This is a genomic window from Desulfobacter sp. UBA2225 (assembly GCF_002348205.1).
GTDB lineage: Bacteria > Desulfobacterota > Desulfobacteria > Desulfobacterales > Desulfobacteraceae > Desulfobacter > Desulfobacter postgatei.
Window position 1 is genome coordinate 1 of sequence record NZ_DDYV01000038.1, and the last position, 3,343, is coordinate 3,343.

The window sequence follows — 3,343 nt, forward strand, 5'->3', positions numbered from 1 at the left end:
GACGCGGAAGATCTGATGGAAGCAACCAGTAAAGATGGCAATGACGACGACTACATCTACGGCGGAATATCGGTAAGCATGGCGTTTTAACACCCAACATCCCCCCCGAATCCTGCAATTGCTCGAGTCTTGACATCTTCCACCCTCCTGGAGACTGTAGACGTCCAGCCCTTGCAGGATTCAGCCTTATTTTATCAGTGCCTTACAGCTCATTTACTTGTTCTTTTGACAAAAAAATGAGCTGTAAGACATTTGTCCCGTTCATCGAGGTCCCGCATGACCTCAATTCTCTTATTCTGCTCAACAAAAAAGTGCTGTTTACCTGTCTGTTTACAGCGGTACGGGATACCCTGTTTGCCTTTGCTGCCGATCCGCAATGGCATCTTGGAGGGAAACCGGGGCTTTTGACGGTACTGCATACCTGAAGCCAGACCCTCGTCGATCATTTTCATATCCACTGTCTTGTCCCGGCAGGTGCGCTCTCATTGGATGGAAGACGTTGGATTGCAAGCAAGGACACCTTCTTTTTCCATGTGAAACACCTGGCCAAAGAGTTTAAGAAACGCTACCTCACCATGGTGGAAAGCCGGATTGCGTCCCTCATCCTCCCGGAAAACAGCGCGACCTGTATACGGGAAGCGGGGTGAAGGACTGAATCGTCTATGCCAAAAAGCCCTTTGCCGGCCCTGAGCAGGTCCTTGCCTATCTTGGTTGTTACACCCATTGGATCGTTATTTCCAACCACCGGATAAAGGCAATTGGTAACAACCAGGTAACATCACCTATAAGGACCGCAGCGATAACAACAAAAACAGAATAATGACTCTGGCAGCAACGGAATTCATTTGTCGTTTTCTGCTCCATGTCTTACCGCATCGGTTCATGAAGATCAGGTACTATGGATTTCTCGCCAACATATGCAAAGGAAAAGCGGTGCTTCTAATCCGCAGACTGATTGGCAAATTCATGGGGATCATATCCTTTGCCACCGAAACAATCCGGGAAAAGATGTTTCGCCTGACCGGCAGAGATATTCTGCGCTGTCCCCACTGTATGCAGGGAACAATGGTGCATGGTGCAATGCTGCTGCCAGTGAACAGCAGTTGACTTGACAAGAGTTCCATGCAAAATCGTTTTTTTTTAAGAACCTCAGCAGAGGGTTAGCAGTGGTGCGTCTGAATTTCAGGAAAATCATGCAAAAATATGCAAAAATAATCCAAGAATAACCATGGATGACTCCAGAAAAGCAGAAAAAAACAATTTCATTCCCTCTTCCCCCTCCAGCAACGAATTCCTATATCCCTTGCCACAGTATCTGCATGTCTCACAAAAAGTTTGCTTTGCAGTTTCAGAGTGTTATAAACATACTCCATAGGAATTAAAAACAACTTCCTTCGAACCCGCGGCTCAGTCCAACAACATTTTATCAATCATCCCGCTCTGCCTGCCGGATATCTGGAGTAGAATCACGGTTCCGGGATCATGGATGACAATGGTATTGCCTGGGCGGGACGAATGATAAAACGCTCTTAGTTAGAACTCGGCTAAGTGGTAGCAACATTACCCAAAGGTTGGCAATGTGATTTTCATATAATTTCAAGCCACTGGCAACTATAACGGGAGGATATATGGCCAACCCAACCCCAGAGCAACAACGCGCAATGCTTCAAGCACACGAAGATGTCGCGTTGTACTGGTACATTGATCACAAAACCAAAGAAATTCGCCGTAAGCCGTTAACTATTATATTTCGTGTTCTAGATTTTTTCTGGAAAGAAAAACATACAGTTTGGCAACTTTATCGGTGGCTTATGTTTCGGTGTTCCGAGACGGACATGATGCCTTTGCGGACTCCGATGCAAAGTGACAACATGCCAATAAAGGGTTTCCCCATGAAGTATGAACTTCTAAATGGATGGACTATTCCAACAAAGGATTTGAAACACCTGAAAAATGGGCCTCTCGCAGCAGAAGGGCTTCAGCAAATAATTGTACCCGCAGCAGTTGGTTGGCCACACCTTCTTGAAAGAATCAAGCAATTTGCACCTATTATTACATCTTTTGCTGGATTAACGACTATCGTAACAAACTGGTCAGCAGTAGAGAAAATTTTCAGTTACGTCATTAATACGTTCTAACAAGTCAATAAACCCGACCGGAATCAAGCGCGTTCTTAAAAATGGCAGCATCTCGGCCGGCAGGTTATTTCATCGTTATGCATATGCATGATTCCCGCACTCTAGGCCCTGCAAGGCTCGAACTCTTCACCCAACTGAAGAGTCAGATTTCGTTTTCTGATTTCTGCCCTCCCGCTGGAACAATTGAATTTCGAGCAAATGACGACTTCCTGACCAATTCAGTGATGCTCTTCAGGCTCTCATATCCAGACTACGAGCTTAAAGCATCAATTCGCGATGGAATGGTTTTTGTGCGCCGCAATGCCTTATATCAACATAGCGAGCAATACACAGGTAAAGATCCTTGCCATGTCGCTATTCAATGGGACATTGAATCAATTGCGTGTGGAATCATGCCCTCGGGCAATCCAGCAGATTCAACGAATCAACAAGAAAAATGGTGCCAGGCTTCCAAGTTGTCAAGTTGAAGTTATGGCGAGCAAGCCATGCCACCCATCTAATTCCCCCCTCTTTTCCCTTCTCCCCTTTTTCCTCTGTCCCGGATTCCACAGCGCTTTTTTACTCCAACGTTCCGAGATAGTTGAAGGTGGGCAGTTTCGTCATCCGCCCTGCCCCGCTGAGCCGGTCGGCCAGGGTCTGCAAATCGTTGGAACTGGCGGGGAGATGGCAGAGATCCACCACCACATAGTCAAGCCCCATATCCCGCAGTTCTCCAAGATAGGGCAGCAGCGAGAACGGGCGGCAGGGCACGGTCTTGACCAGCCCGTCTTTTTTGTGCATGGTGAATGATTCCCCCTTGGGGCTGGTCAGTACCCGGTCGTACTGAAAGTGGCGGGCCGCGAGTCTTGCGGTAAAGAGGGCGGGCGCGCCGTAAACGGTCAGCCCCTTGCGGATATGCTGGGAATTGGCCCGGCTGCTTTTCAAAAGATTGGTAAGCAAAGTCCGGTCGGCCTCAATGGAGAGCTGGGCCGCCTCCGCCCCCAGATGGGCAACCACGGCCAGGGCCTGATTGTTCATAAGGTTGACGGTATAATCGCAGCTGAGATGCACCCGCTCCCCCTGAAACATCCAGGCCTGACTGATATGGCCGAGCTGAAAGCTCTTGAAGCCGGAGCGGATAAGAAGGGTGAGCTGTTTGTGCATCAGGGCCAGCTCCGCCTCAAAGAGAATGGGCGGCAGGCACCAGGTCAGATTGCGGATGGTGG

6 protein-coding genes and 2 pseudogenes are annotated in these 3,343 nt (G+C 48.5%); 6 read left to right on the plus strand and 2 right to left on the minus strand.

Annotated features, from left to right (window positions below):
• Positions 1-236 precede the first annotated feature (236 nt).
• Both B3D59_RS02085 and B3D59_RS18410 read left to right on the plus strand, forming a co-directional pair.
• Positions 237-425, plus strand: coding sequence for a hypothetical protein (locus tag B3D59_RS02085; protein WP_286817425.1), 189 nt, complete (start codon positions 237-239; stop codon positions 423-425).
• 60 nt (positions 426-485) lie between these two features.
• A pseudogene (locus B3D59_RS18410) lies at positions 486-545 on the plus strand (hypothetical protein); the annotation flags it as partial.
• Between the two features lie 20 nt (positions 546-565).
• On the opposite strand, the gene B3D59_RS02090 reads toward B3D59_RS18410, so the two are convergent.
• Entirely contained in the window at positions 566-724 is a 159-nt protein-coding gene (locus tag B3D59_RS02090) for a hypothetical protein (RefSeq protein WP_286817426.1), read from the minus strand.
• On the opposite strand from B3D59_RS02090, the pseudogene B3D59_RS02095 reads away from it, so the two are divergent.
• The 4 genes and pseudogenes from B3D59_RS02095 to B3D59_RS02110 form a co-directional block, all read left to right on the plus strand.
• Positions 656-864, plus strand: a pseudogene (locus B3D59_RS02095) (transposase); the annotation flags it as partial. The gene B3D59_RS02090 and the pseudogene B3D59_RS02095 overlap by 69 nt on opposite strands.
• Positions 865-882: 18 nt before the next feature.
• On the plus strand, positions 883-1,107 hold the full coding sequence (locus B3D59_RS02100) for a hypothetical protein (protein WP_286817427.1): 225 nt from the start codon (positions 883-885) through the stop codon (positions 1,105-1,107).
• Positions 1,108-1,628: 521 nt separating this feature from the next.
• Positions 1,629-2,138 (plus strand): hypothetical protein, encoded by a 510-nt coding sequence (locus B3D59_RS02105; protein WP_286817428.1) that lies wholly within the window; start codon positions 1,629-1,631, stop codon positions 2,136-2,138.
• 41 nt (positions 2,139-2,179) lie between these two features.
• Positions 2,180-2,605: a hypothetical protein gene (locus tag B3D59_RS02110; RefSeq protein ID WP_286817429.1), complete on the plus strand. Its 426-nt coding sequence runs from the start codon at positions 2,180-2,182 to the stop codon at positions 2,603-2,605.
• A 91-nt stretch (positions 2,606-2,696) separates the two neighbouring features.
• On the opposite strand, the gene B3D59_RS02115 is transcribed toward B3D59_RS02110, so the two are convergent.
• Positions 2,697-3,188 (minus strand): hypothetical protein, encoded by a 492-nt coding sequence (locus tag B3D59_RS02115; RefSeq protein ID WP_286817430.1) that lies wholly within the window; start codon positions 3,186-3,188, stop codon positions 2,697-2,699.
• Positions 3,189-3,343: the final 155 nt, after the last annotated feature.

Coding starts and splice junctions, on each gene's coding strand:
- B3D59_RS02085 (WP_286817425.1), top strand. CDS start 237: ATGAGCTGTAAGACATTTGTCCCGTTCATCGAGGTCCCGCATGACCTC.
- B3D59_RS02090 (WP_286817426.1), bottom strand. CDS start 724: ATGGGTGTAACAACCAAGATAGGCAAGGACCTGCTCAGGGCCGGCAAA.
- B3D59_RS02100 (WP_286817427.1), top strand. CDS start 883: ATGAAGATCAGGTACTATGGATTTCTCGCCAACATATGCAAAGGAAAA.
- B3D59_RS02105 (WP_286817428.1), top strand. CDS start 1,629: ATGGCCAACCCAACCCCAGAGCAACAACGCGCAATGCTTCAAGCACAC.
- B3D59_RS02110 (WP_286817429.1), top strand. CDS start 2,180: ATGGCAGCATCTCGGCCGGCAGGTTATTTCATCGTTATGCATATGCAT.